The sequence below is a fragment of the Furfurilactobacillus rossiae genome (assembly GCF_013394005.1).
In the GTDB taxonomy this organism is placed as follows: Bacteria; Bacillota; Bacilli; order Lactobacillales; family Lactobacillaceae; genus Furfurilactobacillus; species Furfurilactobacillus rossiae.
The window spans coordinates 1809343-1829164 of record NZ_CP040586.1; the positions used below are offsets into that span (position 1 = coordinate 1809343).

A 19822-nucleotide genomic window follows, 5' to 3' on the forward strand; every position below is an offset into this window, starting at 1 on the left:
AGGAATGAAATCTTTTTTATATCAAGAATCATATTTAGAGATAACCAGTCTAATTAACCAATTCTAATCATGCAAAGATCGGTGACGAACAGTTTACTTCTCTAATCCTTCGGCAACTGATTCAGGATATTCAGCACGAACAATCTTTGCACAACGGTCACATAAAGCTGGGTAAGCATCGTCAGAACCAACGTCCTGCTTGATCATCCGGCATCGTTGACAAACATCACCGGCGGCATGGCTTACCACGACCGCAACGTCTTCATATTTGTCAGCTGTTTCCGGTGCTTCTGACAATGGGTGAACCTGAAGTTGAGACACAATGAGCAATTGTGCCACGTTACTGTGTAAGTGCTCCAGCATCTCAGCATTGTGATCGCTCACATACAAGTCCAGAGCAGCTTCCATTGGACGGCCAATCAGCTTAGCGTCACGCGCCTCCTCTAGTGACTTTAGGACGTCGGAACGTAGTGTCATAAAGTCCGCCCAGCGACCGATCAGAGCCTCATTTTGCCATTCAGGTTCGACATTCGGCATTTCTGCTAATTGCGCAAATTCTGGTTTTTCATGCAAGAATGGCCAGATTTCTTCAGCCGTGTGTGGTAATAGTGGTGTCATCAAGGTCGTCATCCGAACCAGCACTTGATAAAGCACTGTTTGCATGCTCCGACGCGTCTTTGAATCGGCTGCATCGATATACAAAATATCCTTGGCAAAGTCAAGGTAGAAGGCTGACAAATCATTGGTTACAAACGATAAGAGCAGTTTGTATAAATCAATGAAGTCGTACTTCTCATAATCTGCGCGCACCTGTTCTACCAGATCGTTCAACCGGCTGAGCAAGTAACGGTCCGCCCCAGCCAAATCAGCGTACGGTACCGTGTTCTTGGCCGGATCAAAGTCAGTTACGTTTGACAACATAAACCTCATTGTGTTCCGTAACTTCCGGTAACTTTCGGAAATTTGCGTAAAGCTTTCCATCGAGACCCGCACATCAGCAGATGAGTCAACGGATGCGACCCACAAACGGAGAATTTCAGCCCCCATCTTTTTGATGATTTCGTCAGGTGCAATCGTATTTCCGATCGACTTGCTCATCTTCTTACCGTTCTTGTCCAGCGTAAATCCTTGGCTCATAACAGCCTTGTACGGCGCCTTACCAGAAACAGCGACAGACGTGATCAAACTAGAATTGAACCAACCACGATACTGGTCTGATCCCTCAAGGTACAGATCAGCTGGATACGTCAACTCAGGCCGTGCTGCCAGCACAGCTTGGTGACTGGATCCAGAATCAAACCAAACATCCATGATGTCAGTTTCCTTCGTAAACTGGCCATTTGGCGAATGTTCAGATGTAAAGCCATCAGGCAACAATTCTTTAGCATCATGTTCAAACCAGTAATTGGAACCATGTTCGGCAAAAAGATCAGCAACATGATCGATTGTTTCTGGTGTCATGATTGGCGTGCCATCTTCGGCGTAGAAAATTGGTAATGGAACACCCCAAGCCCGCTGACGTGAGATAACCCAGTCACCACGATCTTTGATCATGTTATACAGACGACGTTTGCCCCAATCTGGGTAGAATTTCACATCATCTAAAGCATCCAAAATGTCTTGTCTGAAAGCAGAAACACTGGCAAACCATTGTGGTGTTGCCCGGAAGATAATTGGTTTCTTTGTCCGCCAATCGAATGGGTAACTATGCGTATATGGCATGTACTTAAGTAACAGGTTCTTTTCCTTCAGTTTGTCCAAACTGATTTGATTAGCGTCCTCGTAGAAGACACCTTCAAAACCAGGTGCATCGGCAGTCATCTTCCCTTGACCATCAACTGGTGAAAAGACAGGCAAGCCGTACTTAGTGCCGACATTGAAGTCATCTTCCCCAAATCCAGGTGCCGTGTGGACCAATCCAGTCCCAGCATCCAGCGTGACAAAATTACCGTTCATGACCAGTAAATCACGATCGTAATAAGGGTGATGAGCAGTCATCTTCTCAAGTTGAGCACCCTTTAAGGTTTGCAACGTCTTAACGTCTTCCCAACCAAGCGTCTCAGAAACTGAACTGAGCAATTGTTCGGCAACAACAAACTTGCGAGTTTCGCCCTTGGGCTGCACAACAGCATAATCAAACCCGGCATCAACCGTAATCCCCTCGGAAGCTGGAATAGTCCATGGCGTGGTTGTCCATACAACGAAGTAAGTGTTGTCATCTAATAAACCGTGCCCATCCTTCACTTGTTCAGCAAAGAATGCCGATGGCGATTCAACGTCTTTATAATCAACTTCGGCCTCAGCTAAAGCAGATTCTGAGGACCATGACCAGTACACTGGTTTCTGGCCACGGAAGATGTAGCCCTTCTTCACGAACTCAGCGAAGACACGGACTTGGGCGGCTTCATATTCAGGCTGTAAGGTAATGTATGGGTGATCCCAATCACCAGCCACACCTAAACGTTTGAAACCATTTCGTTGTTTGTCAATTTCTTTAAGCACAAATTTGCGACAAAGCTCACGAAATTCGGCAGTTGACATTGACTTACGGTCGACACCTTGGTTAGTCAGTGCCTGTTCGGTTGGCAAACCATGTGTATCCCAACCGGGAACGTATGGTGCGCGGTAACCACTCATCGACTTGTAGCGAACAATAAAGTCTTTGCTGATTTTATTCATCGCATGGCCGATATGAATGTCACCATTGGCATATGGCGGGCCATCGTGGAGTACAAACGTTGGTTTCCCTTCATTTAATTTTTGACGTTGCTCATACACTTTATTTTCAGCCCAAACGGCCTGACGCTGAGCTTCCGTAACGGGTAAATTGCCCCGCATTGGAAAACCTGTTTTATTCAGGTTCAAGGTCTCTTTAATGCGCATTTAATCGTCCTCCTTAATTTAAAATCATGGTTAATATTGTGCACCACCAGGATGACATCAAATAAAAAACTCGTCCTGTATATAATCAGGACGAGTTTATCGTGGTACCACCTAAGTTTGAGTTTAGCTATAGCCATTGAAAAGTCAATCATCAAAAAAACACAATGATGGCGTTAACAATTAGCCAAACTCCTTGTTTCCGGATAGCGGACGGCGCCGGTTGTTCTTACTACCAATGACGGCGTTCAGAACAGCATTACCTAAAATGATAACTTAAACGACGGTGCCGGCTAAACTCTCACCATAATGTCAGCTCGCTGTTCGGACGCCGATTAAGCATTGTTTTTAGTGTTCAAATGAATACTTATTTAATTGAGTCATCTGATGCAGACGTAGATTCGGCGTCACGAGTTACTGATTGCGCCTCACTTGCGTTACTGCCAGTGCCACTGTTTTCAGGGAAGATCACAACCGTTTGTGGTTGATCAGCAGTTACCGGCGAATTATCGCTGGTTGGTGCTGGTGATGTTTGACCAACAGTTGCTGGCGATGATGCCAAGTGTGACGGACGCGTCTTCGAAATAGCATCCTGTAATTCAGGATAACTTTCTAATCCAGTTGGCTGCAATAATTCATTCCAGTTGTCCGAATGAACAAGATCCAATTGTGATTGCAACATAGCGGCCAAGCGTGATTGGAACGTCTTCGTTTCTTCACGTAAAGCGTTGCTTTCGTTGTTCAAACGAGCAGCGTTGTTAGCTGCATCAGACGTAATTTGACCAGCCTTAGCTTGAGCTTCAGCCACAACGGCCTGAGCCTGTTGTTGAGCCTCACGAGAAACACTGTTGGCTTGAGTGTTAGCTTCCTGTTTAACTTTGTCGGCAGCCTCTTGCGCAACCAAAATTGATTGATTCAATGAGTTCTTCATTTCATCGTACTGACTCAAATTATGGTTGGCTTTATCAAGTTGATCCTGCAAGTCTTTATTTTGGTTCAAAACTTGTTGATAACTGGCGATAACTTCATCTAAGAAATCATCGACCTCCTGAGCGGCGTAACCATTACGCCCCTTACGTGTAAACTCTTTATTGTGAATATCCATTGGACTTAATGCCATAGTGACTTCCTCCATCCGAAACGAAATCCGTAATTAACTTACGTTTTCATACACTCCTAAGCATAAATTAACTACGCACGACTGACAAGTCGATTTTTATTTTATCTTTACGAGTTTTACCATTTACGGCATCTAACCGTACCCGACCAAAGTGACGAACTGAAATCATGTCGCCAGCCCCAAGCGCTGCATCGGGATGTTGGTTTGTCATCCAATTTAACCGCACATCACCATTTTCAATAATGCTTTTAACACGGTTACGTGACAAATTGAAGCCCTCAGCGACGACTGCATCGAGTCGCAACGAAGCAACCAGACCAGACGCCTGCTCCCAATCAATCTTGGGTAAAACCACATCGGTCAATGCCCGCTCGCTGAGGTGAACCTTGATCTTACCGATGTGGTCAACTTGAAGCTTAAAAAACGAAGCCATATTTTCAGCAACAAATACCTGCCAGATACCATTATCAGAAACAATATCGCCGAAAATCGTTGAATCAATACCCAAATTGGCAAGTGTGCCTAAAATTTGTGAATGATGCAACTCTGCGAACTTAGTTGGATAAACGATTTCAAATAATTGTAACTCAAAATCGGTCGTCTGTGGCACATAATAATCAGGATAAACGAGCGCCCGCTGTTGCTCTGCCGATGAGTACCCACCATTAAAGTGAACCCGAACGCCATCCTGACCATTAACCAACGTCTGCAAAATATAAATTTGACGTGGATTTAGAAAACCGGTTAAATACGGTCGATACTGACTAACCGCAGTCGCAATCCACGTCTCTGCCTCTGTAATGAACGGCGCTTCTTCAGGTCGGAAATGTTGATTAATATTCTCCTGAACATCCATAGTCTACTCCTAAAGGCTCGTAACCGTCGACAATACCCCAAACAATCCGTATTGTACTAAACCCAGCACGATAATTGCGACGACCGGTGCAAAACTTAAACCAAAGATTGGGGGAATGAAATCAAAAAGTCGTAGATAAGGTTCACAGATTCTTGCTAAAAACTGCCCAAATGATGTCGCATAGGCTCCGGGAAACCACGATAACAACACATAAACAATAATCGCAAATGTGTATAACTCAAAACCCCAGTTAAGGATGGTAAATAAAAAACTAATCACTTACGTTTCTCCATTCGCGGCGATTCCATTGTGACTTACTTAAAAGCCGAAGCATCCTGATCAAATCGAGAACTCAGATCACCAGAAACTTCGAAATTATTGGGCGTGCATAGAAAAATAGTATCGCCAACCCGCTTTATTTCTCCACTAATGGCAAACACTGTTCCCGTCAAAAAATCAACGATTCGCTTGCTGGACTGATCATCTAACTTATCAAAGTTAATGATTACCGCCTGATTTTCTAATAATTGTTGCGCAATTCCCTTCACGTCAGAATAAATCCGGGGTTCAAACAACGCAATATGATTGGTTGACGCACTTCGACCACTCATATCCACAACCTTAGCTGGTCGACGACCATTGACAGAAGACGGTGAACTCACTGTCTTATCGGCCGTTTGCTGTTGTGTCGGTTGATTATCAAGTTCATCAGTACCAAAGAAATTACTAAAGCTAAATGCCATGTTCATCCCCTCTAACAATAAAGTCACTCAATGCATGAGTGACCTGAAGTTACCATTAAATTAACGATTTTTACAGCAGACCGCAAGTGTTTTGACTTGAACTTTACCTAAATAGCAAGGTTTAGTCTTTATTACGATTCCGACGACGGCGTAAGAATGGTGGTAAATCTAACCCATCATCTTCGCTTTGATCCTCGCTGCTGCTACTTTCTGAACTCGCAGCAGAAGTATTGAAAACGTCAAAATCTGGTTTTTCAACACCGGCAAACTCACTGCTGTCAGCCTGTTGACTAACCGGACGGTTGTTTGTCGTTGGTTGCTGACGGATATCCCAATTACCAAACGGATCGTTGTTAACGGGTGCCGCTTCGCTCGGCGCTGCTGAACCAGCAGAACCAGCCGGCGTACTATCGAATGGCGTACGACCAGTCTTGTTTTCCTGGCGTGTACCCGCCTTTTTATGATCAATACCAGTTGCGATAACAGTAACTCGCACTTCATCGCCCAAGTTTTCATCAATTGACGTCCCAAAAATAATGTTAACGTCAGTGGTTGCAGCCTGTGCCACGATGTCTGAAGCTGTTTGCGCTTCAAACAAGGATAAGTCAGGACCACCGGTGATGTTAAGCAAGACTTGTTGAGCACCATCAATAGCAACTTCCAGAAGTGGTGATGAAATGGCCGCTTTAGTAGCATCGGCAGTCCGGTTTTCACCAGAAGCTGAGCCAATGCCCATCAGTGCTGTCCCTTGATCCTGCATCACTGTCTTAACATCGGCAAAGTCCAAGTTAACGTAACCAGGTGATGTGATCAGGTCTGAAATACCTTGAACACCTTGACGAAGCACGTTATCAGCCTCTTTAAAGGCATCCATCATCGGCGTCTTCTTATCAACCATTTCCAACAATCTGTTGTTGGCGATGATGATCAGCGTATCAACGTTTTCCTTTAAATTGGCAATCCCTTCGGCAGCAAAACGGCCACGACGAGGTCCTTCAAAGGTAAATGGCCGGGTCACAACACCAACCGTTAAAGCGCCCTGTTCTTTAGCAATCCGGGCAACGACAGGCGCAGCACCATTCCCAGTGCCACCACCCATACCAGCGGTGACAAAGATCATGTCAGCGCCAGCAAGTGCTTCTGCTAAGGCATCTTCACTTTCTTCGGCAGCCTTTTGGCCAACCTCTGGATTAGAACCGGCACCCAACCCACGAGTGAGTTTTGGTCCTAATTGAATTTTCGTTGCGGCATTACTTGCGTTCAATGCCTGTAAGTCAGTGTTGGCCACGATAAAGTCAACACCGGCCACTTCTTCATCGATCATTCGGTTGACGGCATTACTACCCCCGCCACCAACACCGATGACCTTAATTTTTGCGCCAATTGGTTGGCTCTGGTCCACTGCGTTTTCCATTTATGGTTCCTCCAAATGCTTAATCAAAGAAGTTGCGGATAAAATCGCCAACACGGTTCGTGCGAGATTTCTTTTCCTTTGACACCTTAGGTTTTGCTGACGGTTGTTGACTTGCTTCATTAGCAACCTGCTGACGTTGTGTGCGTCCATCGGCTACTGGTGCCTGACTTGTCTGGGCCACAAATTCGCCCATCAACGCATCTTTCACCAGACGGCGAGTTTCTGACTGACGACCACTATACGTAATCAAGGATAAAGCAGTCGCATTTTGTGGATGCCGCAATCCCATTTGTTCAGGGACGTAAATCCGTACGTTAACACCCAAAATGTCTTCAGCCAGTTCAACGATCCCAGGCAAGGCAGCAACGCCACCCGTCAAGACCACACCACCTGGTAATTCTAACGCGGAAACCTCATCTAATGAAGCCCGAATTGTTTCAAAAATTTGTTGTAACCGAGCTTCGATAATTTCCGCTAAATACTCTTCACTAACTTGAACAGGCTTATTTTGACCAACAACCGTCACCGGAAACTGGTTTTTATCACTAGCATCCTCTGTGTTGGCAAAACCATAATCCCGTTTAATCTTTTCAGCATCTGCCAGTGAGGTGTTTAACACGACTGAAATATCCTTGGTGATATAGTTACCACCTTCTTGATCAACTGTCGTGTATTTTAACTTGTGATCATGAATAACCGCAGCAGTGGTTTGACCACCACCTAGATCAATAATCACTGTACCGAAGTCTTGTTCGCCATCGTTCAACACAGTCTGGCCCAAAGCAACGGGCGTAACCGTGACATCTGCAACATGTAAACCAGCTTGCTCAACAGCCTTTTTGGCATTGTGAACAATCGTCTTGGGACCAGTATACATAGTGCCATGCATTTCCAAACGAACACCCATCATCCCACGGGGATCCTGAATGTCATCGAATCCATCGACCACAAACTCATCTGCTGTAATTGAAATTATCTCACGTTCAGGTGGTAAACTTTGTAAAAGCGCCGCATTCGTCACGTTCTGAACATCGCGATCTGTAATTTCACGAGTTTGGTTGCCTTCTGAAACAGCCACCATACCACTTGCCGGTTCGATTTTGAGTTGATTAGCCGGAATGCCTAAAATCACAGAGTCAATGTGAACATTAGCCTTTTGTTCAGCTTGCTCAATCGCTGCGTGAATCGCACCTGCAGCCTGGTCAATATCAACAATCACGCCACGGCTGAGACCACGTGACGGTTGCGTGCCAGCGCCAATTACATTCATTTCACCATTATTGCTTTCTGCAACAATGACTTTAATCGCGGTGGTTCCAATGTCTAGCCCAACGAAAATTTCCGCATTATCCATCCTACCGGAACCTCCCATTTACTTTTTTTGTTTCATGAAATTTAGTCCATTTTAAGTTTCATATTTTTGCAGTTACATGGCGAATCACAGCGTTTTCGCTCCGACACCAATTAATTAAAAGTTTACCATACTTAGACGCTTTTTCGCACCCGGATTTAAAAAAACGCCGCATAAGAACGGCGTTTTAAACAATTTTTTCTATTCTGGCCAAATCCTGACTAAATTGTCGTCAATTTAGTGCGAACTTTGTTGATTGACAGCACTGCTAGCTGCATTGCCAGTCGTTGTTGCCACACTGCCGGCAGCAGTGTTTTGTGAGCTCAAGTTGTTACTGTCACTGCTTGAAACAGCGTTATCATCAAATCCAAATGGATAAGAATAAGCACCAACTTCGAGATTAATGATTCCCTTACCGTTCATCTGAGCAACAATCTCCGGATAGTATTTCATTTTTGAACCAAACGTCGCGGCCGTCGCATAAACCTCATTGCCATCATTCATGAACATATGAAGGCGTTCGGGATTACTCTTCGTCGGCGACAAATCAATTTGTGAAATACCACGTTTAATGTCACTACTTAATCCAGCATACTGTTTGATCACAGTTGCAAACGTATCGTCGTGACTAAAGCCACTGTACACAGGATAACCAGCTACTGGCCGGGATAGGGCAGTCGATAAGATCCGTCCATTTTCAATGACAACGTAATACTTTCCTTTACGTAGCAAATAGCCTGCTTGGCGATACTCTTCGACGTTCAACTTAACGCTGCGGAAACCATCACGAGAAATGGTTAAGTGATGAATCATATCGTTGTTCGCCTTAGCCGTGTTAAAAATCTTCTGTTGATGTCCCCAAACAGTCCACAATGGCTGGCCCACCTGTAAACCGCTCGCACGGACGATTTGTGTACCTGTCAAATTGCGGGTTGCTGGCGCACTAATTTTGCTAAGTGAAAACAACGGTGAACCAATAATCGCCAGAATCACAATCACGGTCATAAACCCACCAGTCATCACATTACGCCGGTGACGATTCTGCGCATCCGGACGTGGCGGTTTAGGCAACGACTTTTTAATCGGTTTCAGTACCTTTTTAGAGCCTTTACCACCCTTTTGAGGATCACCCTTCGCGACACTAATTGTTCGTTTTCTCTTGCGCCAGTGAAACCACCGGTGGCGGGGCGGTCGTTTGTTCAATTCAACACGGTTAGCGATGTCCGCCACCTCCTTTACTGTTCAGTCCGCAATTTTAGGTAAATGGACAATTACCTGATTACTTTTGGTGTGTCAATTTGATGACTGCTGCCAATAATTGATCAGCAGCATCAGGAACTCCCATCTTTTTAGCGGCAACCGCCATCTGCTGGCGTTTATCATCGTCTTTCATCAACTGATCCACGACACTCATTAAGTGATCGACCGTCAAACTATCCTCGGTAATCATTTCAGCCGCGCCAACATTGACCAAGCTACGAGCGTTCTTTGTTTGATGATCATTGGTAACGTAAGGACTCGGAATTAAAATTGAAGGAATCCCTAACGCCGTGATTTCAGCAAGACTGGTGGCTCCAGCTCGACCAACGATGGCGGCCACACGTGGCAACACCTCTGGCATGTTGCTGATGTAAGGCTTCACAACAACATTAGCAGCGGGCGTAATGTCATCTTTCTTCATCTGAGCAACAACATCGTCGTAACGCTTTTGACCCGTCACAAAGACAACTTGATAGTGTCGATCATTAAATTTAGGAATTGCTTGTTCACTCACCGCATTGATCTTTAATGCACCCTGGCTACCACCAAAAATAAGCAATGTCGGCACATTATTCTGCAGGCCATAACTATCCCATTGGAAGTCACTGTGCATTTGAGCAACTTGCTGTGCCCGCGGATTACCCGTAAAAATCACTTTTTTACCAGGAAATTGACTTCGAGCATCTTCAAACGCAATGGCAATTTGATCAACGAAATGTGACAAGAACTTGTTTGTCACACCGACCACTGAATTTTGCTCATGAATTAGCGTTGGAATATGCATACGACTAGCCGCATACAAAACTGCAGAGCTCACGTAGCCACCAGTGCCGACCACAACGTCCGGCTGAAAGTCCTTGATGATTTTTCTTGCGTCACGAACACCGCGTAAAAACAAATTTACTGTTTCAATGTTGGTCGTCAGTCCGTGCCAATTCAGTTTGCGAGAAAAGCCTTGCAGTTTAATTGTTTCAAACGGAATCCCGCGAGCAGGAACAATTTTGCTTTCCAATCCGCGGTGCGTGCCAACGTAACAAACCTTCGCCGTTGGATCCTTGGCGACTAAGTCATCTATAAGCGCTAATGCCGGATAAATGTGACCACCGGTACCACCGCCAGATACCATTAACCTCATGCCTGTTGCTCCTTTTCTCCACTAAGTTGTTCGACTGCCTTGATGAATTTATCACCCCGTACTTCAAAACTAGGAAATTGATCCCAGGAAGCATTGGCTGGTGACAGTAACACAACATCCCCCGGTTGACTCAACTTATAAGCTTCAGGAACTGCTGCAACCGCATCCTCTGCAAAGTGAATTTCCGTAATGCCAGCTTTTTTAGCTGCATCAGCTAGCAGGTCCTTTGTTTGACCAAACAACACAACGGCTTTAACGTGTGCTTTCAGATCATCGACTAACCGATCAAACGTAAAGCCACGGTCCAAACCACCAGCCATCAACACAACGGGCTGTTTAAAACCGCGTAAGGCCATTTGAGTCGCTTCAATGTCAGTTGCTTTAGAATCATTGTAGAATTTACGGTCATTGTACGTTAATACATATTGCAGACGGTGCCGCACACCATTGAAGTGACTTAGTGTGGTGGCAATCGCTGCGTTACTTTGACCAGCCACTTTGGCAGCGGCTAAGGCAGCTAAAGCATTTTCAACATTTTGAATTCCGGGTACGTTAATTTGGTCAACTGGTAAGATAGCTTCATCCCGCCACATTAATTGACCATCTGCAACGTAAGCATCCGCACCAGTTGCGCCCTTTCGAGAAACCTTAATGATCTGTGCTTTGGATTGCTTTGCCAGTTCATGTTGTTCAGGCAAATCCCAATTCATCACCAAAAAGTCATCGGCCGTTTGGTTCATCGTGATCCGCATTTTTGCAGCTACATAGGCTTCACGGCTGCCATGCCAATCAATGTGTGCTGTGTACATGTTAGTGATCACAGCAATATGTGGGTGCAACGTTTTAATGCCCGTTAACATGAAACTGGATAATTCAGTCACCATCACATCATCCTTGGTCAAGGTCTGGACAACTTGGCTGGCCGGCACACCAATATTGCCGGCAAATTTGGCCTTTCCCACAGGACGATCTTGATTCAACATTTCGGTAATCATCGTGGTAACGGTCGTTTTGCCGTTAGTTCCAGTCACGCCAATAAGTTCTGCATCATTAACTTGGGCAGCTAATTCTACCTCTGTGATGATTGGAATGTTGCGCGATTGAGCAGCTTGAATCAGTGGATTTGAATAAGGAATTCCTGGATTTTTAACAATCAGACTAAAGTCTTCGTCCAGCAATGAAACCGGATTACTCCCCGTGACTACTTTGATGCCATCACTAACCAATTCCTTAGCATCCGGGTTTTCATCAAACGGTTTAGCATCATTAGCTGTGACAAACGCACCTAGTTTTTTAAGTAACCGAGCCGCGTTCACCCCGCTCTTAGCTAATCCTAAAACCAATACCTTCTGATTCTCATACGTTGTTACTTGCTTCACACTGATCGCCCTTTTCTCTTCTATATTAGTTTAACCATACCACGATGCCGATCATGACGGGATACCCCTTAACATGATCGGCATAAAAACTTATATGTACTGCGGAGGTTCCCGCATTTAAATAGCAAAACGATATTTACCACATTGCCCAGACACCAGTTGCGGCAAACACGGCGCCAATTGCCCAGAAAGTAAGATCGATCCGCCATTCACCCCATCCGTCCAATTCAAACTGGTGATGAATTGGCGTCATCTTAAACAACCGTTTGCCATGAGTAATGTGGAAATAGCTCACCTGAATCATGACTGTTGCTGTTTCGATGACGAACACGCCACCGACCCATAACAAGGATAATTCGTGGTGAAGTAGCAATGACACTGCGGCCAACGCGCCACCAAGTGCCAACGACCCCATGTCACCCATGAAAATCTTGGCAGGTTTATGATTCCAAATTAGGAAAGCGGCCAACGCACCAACCACCGTCAAACAGAAAACCATTACGCCATATTGACGCTGATGTTGGGCGATAATGCCATAAGCTAAGAAAGCAATAATTGACAGTCCCGTTGCCAAACCATCCAAGCCATCCGTTAAGTTGACAGCGTTTGAAAAGCCAATCAGCCAAATGATGGCAAACAAGACATAGCCGACCCCTAAAGGCACATCACCAATAAATGGGACGCGAAGACTCATTGAGAATCCTTCATAAGAGAACACAATGATGAAAACAATGGCCCCAACGATCTGACCAAGCATTTTTTGCCAAGCCTTTAATCCGTCATTTTGACGATTAAACACCTTAATAGAATCATCCCACATCCCTAGTAATCCGTAGAATACTAACGTAAATAGAAGAATTCCTGCACTACCATTCAACACGTGTTGCCAGATACCAACAATTAATGTTGCCACAACACTGGCAGTAATAAACATCAAACCGCCCATTGTCGGCGTGCCGTTTTTCTTTTCATGCCAACTCAAGCCTTTTTCCCAAATCGTTTGGCCCTCGCCGTGTGCTCTGAAATAACGAATCAAAAACGGTAGAAAAATTGCGGTCACTGCAAACGCAATGATTAACGACCAAAGCCAAATACGAACTTGCATAACTCTACTTACCCCTTTAATTGTGCGGTTGTTAGGACAATCCGCTTTTAAATACACTGCCGAAATTAAGGCCTTTACGTTGTTGCTCGGACCTTCCCGAGCTTCGGCATCACTCTTCTTAAACGTGCACCTGACTTCTGAATCCTGTGCATAAGCCACAAGTCAAAGCATTCGGAAACCCACCGAATCATTCGCCTTGTTTCTTATTGCTCGGATTCACCCGAAGTAAGGCATCACTCTTACTAAACGTGCACCTGTCGCTCAAGGCCCTGTGCACAACCCAAAGCTGTCACCCCACAAGCAAAGTGCGCTTGCACGCTGCCACCTTTACGTTGTTGCTCGGACCTTCCCGAGCTTCGGCATCACTCTTTTATTTTACACGAAAACAATTGCGGTGTTACTTAAATTTCACAGTCACACCGGTTCCTTCCTGGATGGTGCGACCAGCCGGCAAACTTTGACTTGTCACATACCCACTACCAGAAGTTTGCACAGATAATCCCGTTAGCTTGGCAAACTCAAGGACATCGCCCATTGACCAGCCTTTCATATCTGCCATCGTCAAATTGTCACCAGCGCGAAGGAAAATCCGCTGATTGGTCAGCGTCTTTTTGCCCTCAGAAGGCGATTGTGCAGTGACCTTGCTGCCATCACCAATTACTACCGGTGTCAGTGAAAGATCACTAACTTGCTGTTTAGCATCATCAACACTCGTGCCCACTAACTTCGGCACCTTAGTACTAGTTGCTTTGCCGGGTAATGCCGTGTCCTTATCCATTGCCAAAGCTTCTGTCATGACGGGACTAAAGACATCATTTTCCCATTGTGTAATCAGCTTGTCCGGCACTTTCTTAGGCTGATTAACGGTTACGTACATCAAGTAACGTGGATTCTTCGCAGGAACCATTCCCATCACAGAGTTCAAAGTTGAATCCATTCCGTCCATGTATTGGCCATTGTCACCAACCACTTGAGCCGTCCCAGTCTTGGCCGCTACTTTGTAACCAGCAATCTTGAAGTCTTTCCCCATTCCGTAGGATTTGTACACGTAGTCTGTCATGTGTTGACGCACCTTTTTGGCCGTCTCGGCACTAATTGGATTGCCAACAACCTGCCGTTTGCCACGATAAACGACCTTTCCGGTATTGGGATCAACAATTTTGTTTATATAGTACGGCTTCAGCATCTTCCCATTATTGGCAACTGCGGTATACGCCTGCATGAGTTGCATTGGTGTCACGGTAATCCCCTGACCAAACGCTGTGTTTGCCTGCTCGATTGGTTGCGTGAATTGCATGGCACCGTGAGCTTCGTTTGGCAAACCGCTGTTCGTTGATTTTAAGAAGCCAAAATTCTGAATGTACTTTTTCCAAGTGCTGGCTCCCATTTGTTGTTCCAAATGTGCCATCGCCACGTTACTGGAAAGATCGAATCCCTTGGAATAAGTAATTGTGCCCCAACCGGCTGGGTTCCAGTCAGGGACCACGGCGTTACCAATCTTATATCGGCCAGATTGATAGGTGTCACTGCCCTTAAAGTTACCAGAGTCAATTGACGCTGCTAAGGACATACTTTTCATGGTCGAACCGGGTTCATAAGGATCTGAAACCAGCAAGTCATTCCACTGGTCGCCCAGGCCTTGCATCGTCGACGCGTTAAACGTTGGCCGCTGAGTAGCCGCCAAAATTTTTCCAGTCTTGGTGTCAATCATCATGGCAACCATGTTTTTAGGCTGCAACTTGCTGTACAAAATCTGCATTTGATTTTCTAACAGGTTCTGCAGATCAGGATTCAGTGTCGTATAAACATTGTCACCATTCTTCACACTGCGCTTATTCCGCTGTGAATTGGGCAAGGTATAACCTAACGAATCGTGCTTAATCTGCTTAACACCATTTTCACCAGATAATTGCCGGTTCAACTGCTGTTCAATCCCCATTTTACCAATCAATGAACTGGCCCCGTTGGCCAAAGTGGTCGGCTGTGCGTAACCAATCATATGACTGGCAAAAATTCCATTAGGATATAACCGTGCACTTTGTGTCGTGAAGGCAATCCCATTTAGATTAGCTTTCTGAATCGCTTGCTTAGTTGCCACAGACAAATCCTTACCGGCTGATCCAAACTCTACCTGGAAGGTGTTTTTATTGCTGGGGTTTAGGATCTTTAAAATCTCGCTCGAGCTCATGTTGAGCGTTTTGCTAAGTACCTTAGCCACTTTATCTTTGTCTGTTACATAAAGCGGTTTGCCCGTAGTTGAGACCTGATGTTTGTTTAGCACGGCATACACCGTGTACGTATTGGTGTCCATTGCAATTGGATTGCCGTCAGCGTCATAAATGGTCCCCCGCTTAGCGTGGATCGTTTGCTGTTCGGTGTAGAGTGCCTGCGCTTGTTTGGACAAACTCACATGCTGCACATGTTTGCCAACTGCAATATAAACAAAACGAACGCCCAGCAGGATAAACACCGCAAGAATTGCAACAAGCAATACGTTACCGAAGTGACGTCTGTTTGAACGGGTGTTATCTGGACTGGACATTCGTTTGGAATCTTTATTCATTATTTACTGACATTCCTTATGTTTTGGCTGGTTAAGGTCAATCCATTTTTCTGTGCCACTGCGTCCAACCGAGAACGGCTCGACAGCTCGCTAATTTCTTGAGTCGCGGAAGCATTGGCGTTATTGACCTTTGTCAATTGTGTTTGTGTCGTTTGCAAATTACGCTGTGCATTCGTAATCTCGATTTGAGAATGAATGATGTTCACGGCGAAACATACAACAACAATACCACAAATTATACTCAATAGAATCTCGAATCCTGAAATTGGGAGCCGTTTCTGATGAACGGCTGGTTGTTCGGCCGATTGGGGCTGATGGAGCGGTTTGGCAACACTAGGCTGCTCATATGGTTGTGATTGTGCTAAATTCTGTGCCATGTTAATCAACTTCCTTAACTATGTAAGTCTGGACGACAGACGATTTTTTAATGTAATGACAAACGACTAATTTATCTACCGACTATCTCAACAGTGGCTGTTTTAAATCGGTATTTGTTTCATTACGCTCGATCACACGCAACTTAGCGCTATGCGCCCGACGGTTAGCGGCTAATTCAGCCTCGCTGGCCTCAATCGGTTTACGTGTAATCAAGTGGTAATCCGGTTGCATGTCTGCTGGAATCACTGGCAATCCCGCTGGCAATTCTGGCACTGTCGTTTGCTCCTTAAACATCGTTTTGACTAACCGATCTTCTAGGGACTGAAACGTAATACAACTGATACGACCACCGGGATTTAAAAGCGCTAAGGACTGCTCTAACGACGTTTCCAATGCGCCCAATTCATCGTTAACCGCAATCCGAATGGCCTGGAATGTCTTCTTTGCTGGATGACCGCCATGACGGCGAGCGGCAGCCGGAATCGCGGATTTAACTAAGTCAGCTAGCTGAATGGTTGTTTCAATCGGAGCCACCGCACGTTGTTGCTCAATTTTCCGTGCAATTTGTTTGGCAAACTTCTCTTCGCCATAACGATATAAAATCCGAACTAACTGCGCGTAATCCCACTCGTTAACGACTTGCATAGCGGATAAATCCTGTTCCTGATTCATCCGCATATCCAGAGGTGCATCCAGCCTGTAACTAAAACCTCGCTGCGCGTCATCAAACTGTGGTGAACTCACGCCGAGATCATATAACACGCCATCTACATGCTGGACACCACGTTCAGCAAGTTCCTGAGTAATATTTCGAAAGTTAGCTTGAATCAAGGTCACCTGGTTATTAGCAATTGCAGTTGCCAAATGTTGGCGATTGTAAGCTAAGGCCGTTTCATCTTGATCAAAAGCATATAAATGACCGGTCGTTAATTCAGAAAGGATTTTGGCGGAATGACCACCGCCACCCAATGTGCAATCTACATAAATACCGTCGGGTTTCACGGCCAAACCTGCGACTGCTTCATTCAATAAAACAGTTACGTGATTAAATTCTGCCATGTCACCCCTCCTTTGCACATTCTTTGTTAAGCCCATTGTGTTTAGTGCTCTATTATCTAAAAGCTAAAAGTCAAAGTCGCCCATCGATTCCGAAATGTCATCAATGTTAGCTTCGGTTGACTCATTGTATTGTTGCCATGTGTCAGCGTCCCAAATTTCAAACCGGTCAGAAACCCCAACGATGACACAGGCTTTAGTCAGTTTTGCGTGGTTCCGTAACGGGGTCGGAATATTGATGCGGCCCTGTTTATCGAATTCACACTCTGTCGCGCCAGAAAACAAGAAACGAGAGAATGCACGTGCGTCACGTTTAGTTAATGATAATGTCTGGGTCTTTTCGACCAACGCAGACCATTCTGCTTCTGGATAGCCAAACAAACAGCCATCCATCCCGCGAGTGACCATAAATTTTTCGCCCAGTTGATTGCGAAACTTAGCTGGGATGATGAGACGACCTTTATCGTCAACATTGTGTTGAAATTCTCCGATAAACACGCCCGATCACCATCCCTTCCATTTTTTAAGTCAACTGACGCTGTGAAAATCAAATGAAAACGGTTTAACAACAGTTAAATCAATCATCCTTCTCGCTATAAAAAAGTCTACCACAATCCCCCACTATTCACCACGCACTTAGAAAAAATGTAGTAATTTTGTCACAGAACGTGGCTGTAAAAAAAACGGGTCGTGAAAGACTGCTGAAATAGCAGTCTTTCACGACCCGTTTAACTCACCTTTCCTAAAGTGGGGATTGGTGGGGAAAAATATTCAAATACACACGTTTTAGTGGTGAATAATGGCACCGATAATCGCTAAAATATAAATCACCAGCCACACTAAGTCACTCACACGCCAATAAATCAATAAAAACGTACGGTAGCGAACGAGTTGACGGCCACGAAAAGTTCGCCACACCACACTCACACCAATAATCAGCCACAGTGTCACGGCCCAAAGAAATAACGGCCGCACGCTCACCGCAGATAACACGATGGCACTCATTACAATTAACACTGGCAACAACACATCAAGTGGATGAATCCATGTCGGCCAATTATTTTTAGAAATCATTCGTAACACTGACAGAATGATGTACAGTAATATCAATGTTAGAATTTGAATTAATAGTTGATTTGTCCATCCCACTGCGGTCACCTCATTTCTTTTCAACAGTGTTAGTATACTGGTTTGAAATTTGACACGCAATTCGTGGATTCAGCGTGCTTCGCTTAATTACCAGTAACACGCTAACTTACCCCGGAGGCTCCTATGATTGAATACTATGCAAACGATAAAAACGGCAATTTGATTCCAGTCAACTCACCCCAACAAGACTGCTGGATCAACGTTGAGCGCCCGACTCATGACGAAATCAGTCAACTTGCTCACCGCTATGATTTTCCAGAAACCTATATTAGTGCTATTTTAGATGATCGGGAGAATTCTCGAGTCGACGGAATTGATCCGCAACGCCCCGAACGACCGCTGCATCTGTTACTTCAATTCCCGAAATATGAAGTGAGCCCGCTAGGCTACCTCAGTTTTACAACCTTTCCGTTTTCATTTATCCTCACTGACTCTGCCGTTATCACAGTATCTAAACAGCCAGCTACCTTCATTAACGATTTCATCATGAATCCGGATAACGCAACGATTAGAATTGCTGATCGACAAGATTTTATCCTCCGTTTCGGCTGGTACATCGCCCATTCGTTTGTTCACGCCCTGTCGCTCAGTGAACGGGAAACAACTAGTCTTGAACGTGAGTTGACCACGGCCACCCGTAATGAACAAATTTATAAAATTATGGGATTGCAAAAGTCGCTCGTTTTATTCGATAGTGCATTAAAAGACAACCGACCAATTTTAGATCAGATCTCGTCTGCACAAGATTATTTTAATGGCCCTCATTTTCACGAATTGCTGGCGCAAATTATGATTGAAACTGATCAGGCCCAGTCGATGACCATTATTCAAAATAACATTTTGGAACAGTACAGCAACATGGTTTCCTCCGTTGTTTCAAATAACTTAAACGAAGTCATGAAACTATTGACCTCTGTTACACTGATCATGACCATTCCAACCATCGTCGGCGGCATTTACGGAATGAACGTCGACCTTCCATTCGCCCACATTGCGCATGCATTCTCACTGGTAATGGGCTTTACAATCATTGTCTGTGCGATTACTGCTTGGATTCTCAAACGTCACGACTGGTTTTAGCTTTTCACATCAACATTTTTGTTGCCCCTTGTACTTTTGTACGGAACACGGTAACATTAAGGATAAATTTTTAAGACAGTATAGACAATTAAGGAGACAGGTAAAGTTATGCAAGGTAAAAAGAAACGCAGTGGCTTCGAAAAACTCACAATGGTCGTCGTTTGGGTCATGATCATCCTTACACTTGGTGGGGTTGTATTGGCAGCCTTGCAGCCACTTAACTTGTTCTAACCCTAAACATGCTAACAACTTAAAACAGTCCGTTTGAAATGTGCAATGTACATTTCAAACGGACTGTTTTGTTTTACCACTAAATCAATTAGTAATGATGTCGTTTTAGATTATCAATTATG

Annotated in this window: 18 protein-coding genes; 2 read left to right on the forward strand and 16 right to left on the reverse strand. The window is 44.8% G+C overall.

The genetic code is table 11. From position 1 onward, the window contains the following. Positions 1-93: 93 nt before the first annotated feature. The 16 genes from ileS to LROSL1_RS08765 all read right to left on the reverse strand — a co-directional run bounded on the left by ileS (position 94) and on the right by LROSL1_RS08765 (position 18389). Positions 94-2883 carry an isoleucine--tRNA ligase gene (ileS, locus tag LROSL1_RS08690; protein WP_178914369.1) on the reverse strand — a complete coding sequence of 930 codons (2790 nt, stop codon included), beginning with the start codon at positions 2881-2883 and terminating at the stop codon, positions 94-96. A 364-nt stretch (positions 2884-3247) separates the two neighbouring features. Next, positions 3248-4000, reverse strand: coding sequence for a DivIVA domain-containing protein (locus tag LROSL1_RS08695; RefSeq protein WP_017262819.1), 753 nt, complete (start codon positions 3998-4000; stop codon positions 3248-3250). Positions 4001-4067: 67 nt separating this feature from the next. Next, positions 4068-4856: a YlmH family RNA-binding protein gene (locus tag LROSL1_RS08700; RefSeq protein WP_178914370.1), complete on the reverse strand. Its 789-nt coding sequence runs from the start codon at positions 4854-4856 to the stop codon at positions 4068-4070. 9 nt (positions 4857-4865) lie between these two features. Then, the gene (locus LROSL1_RS08705; protein WP_017262817.1) at positions 4866-5135 is read right to left on the reverse strand and encodes a YggT family protein; all 270 of its coding nucleotides are present in this window, start codon (positions 5133-5135) and stop codon (positions 4866-4868) included. 35 nt (positions 5136-5170) lie between these two features. Beyond that, on the reverse strand, positions 5171-5599 hold the full coding sequence (locus tag LROSL1_RS08710) for a cell division protein SepF (RefSeq protein WP_017262816.1): 429 nt from the start codon (positions 5597-5599) through the stop codon (positions 5171-5173). 121 nt (positions 5600-5720) lie between these two features. Continuing rightward, positions 5721-7013 carry a cell division protein FtsZ gene (ftsZ, locus tag LROSL1_RS08715; protein ID WP_178914371.1) on the reverse strand — a complete coding sequence of 431 codons (1293 nt, stop codon included), beginning with the start codon at positions 7011-7013 and terminating at the stop codon, positions 5721-5723. 19 nt (positions 7014-7032) lie between these two features. Further along, the gene (gene ftsA / locus LROSL1_RS08720; protein ID WP_178914372.1) at positions 7033-8367 is read right to left on the reverse strand and encodes a cell division protein FtsA; all 1335 of its coding nucleotides are present in this window, start codon (positions 8365-8367) and stop codon (positions 7033-7035) included. A 234-nt stretch (positions 8368-8601) separates the two neighbouring features. Then, positions 8602-9594, reverse strand: a complete 993-nt coding sequence (locus tag LROSL1_RS08725; protein ID WP_178914373.1) for a cell division protein FtsQ/DivIB — start codon at positions 9592-9594, stop codon at positions 8602-8604. 49 nt (positions 9595-9643) lie between these two features. Further along, the gene (gene murG / locus LROSL1_RS08730; protein ID WP_178914374.1) at positions 9644-10759 is read right to left on the reverse strand and encodes an undecaprenyldiphospho-muramoylpentapeptide beta-N-acetylglucosaminyltransferase; all 1116 of its coding nucleotides are present in this window, start codon (positions 10757-10759) and stop codon (positions 9644-9646) included. Further along, positions 10756-12138 carry a UDP-N-acetylmuramoyl-L-alanine--D-glutamate ligase gene (murD, locus tag LROSL1_RS08735; RefSeq protein WP_017262811.1) on the reverse strand — a complete coding sequence of 461 codons (1383 nt, stop codon included), beginning with the start codon at positions 12136-12138 and terminating at the stop codon, positions 10756-10758. The genes murG and murD overlap by 4 nt, the downstream gene beginning before the upstream one ends. Before the next feature lie 136 nt (positions 12139-12274). After that, positions 12275-13243 carry a phospho-N-acetylmuramoyl-pentapeptide-transferase gene (gene mraY / locus LROSL1_RS08740; RefSeq protein ID WP_161004392.1) on the reverse strand — a complete coding sequence of 323 codons (969 nt, stop codon included), beginning with the start codon at positions 13241-13243 and terminating at the stop codon, positions 12275-12277. Positions 13244-13640: 397 nt separating this feature from the next. Then, positions 13641-15806: a penicillin-binding transpeptidase domain-containing protein gene (locus LROSL1_RS08745; RefSeq protein WP_017262809.1), complete on the reverse strand. Its 2166-nt coding sequence runs from the start codon at positions 15804-15806 to the stop codon at positions 13641-13643. Next, entirely contained in the window at positions 15806-16183 is a 378-nt protein-coding gene (gene ftsL / locus LROSL1_RS08750; protein WP_178914375.1) for a cell division protein FtsL, read from the reverse strand. The genes LROSL1_RS08745 and ftsL overlap by 1 nt, the downstream gene beginning before the upstream one ends. Positions 16184-16265: 82 nt before the next feature. Continuing rightward, entirely contained in the window at positions 16266-17243 is a 978-nt protein-coding gene (gene rsmH, locus LROSL1_RS08755; RefSeq protein ID WP_017262807.1) for a 16S rRNA (cytosine(1402)-N(4))-methyltransferase RsmH, read from the reverse strand. Positions 17244-17306: 63 nt separating this feature from the next. Continuing rightward, positions 17307-17738 (reverse strand): division/cell wall cluster transcriptional repressor MraZ, encoded by a 432-nt coding sequence (gene mraZ / locus LROSL1_RS08760; RefSeq protein WP_017262806.1) that lies wholly within the window; start codon positions 17736-17738, stop codon positions 17307-17309. 288 nt (positions 17739-18026) lie between these two features. Beyond that, positions 18027-18389: a DUF3397 family protein gene (locus LROSL1_RS08765; RefSeq protein ID WP_178914376.1), complete on the reverse strand. Its 363-nt coding sequence runs from the start codon at positions 18387-18389 to the stop codon at positions 18027-18029. A 123-nt stretch (positions 18390-18512) separates the two neighbouring features. Here LROSL1_RS08765 and LROSL1_RS08770 point away from each other — a divergent pair, with 123 nt between their 5' ends. Both LROSL1_RS08770 and LROSL1_RS08775 read left to right on the forward strand, forming a co-directional pair. Beyond that, on the forward strand, positions 18513-19469 hold the full coding sequence (locus LROSL1_RS08770; RefSeq protein ID WP_178914377.1) for a magnesium transporter CorA family protein: 957 nt from the start codon (positions 18513-18515) through the stop codon (positions 19467-19469). 108 nt (positions 19470-19577) lie between these two features. Beyond that, positions 19578-19700 (forward strand): DUF4044 domain-containing protein, encoded by a 123-nt coding sequence (locus LROSL1_RS08775; protein WP_017262803.1) that lies wholly within the window; start codon positions 19578-19580, stop codon positions 19698-19700. Positions 19701-19822 lie beyond the last annotated feature (122 nt).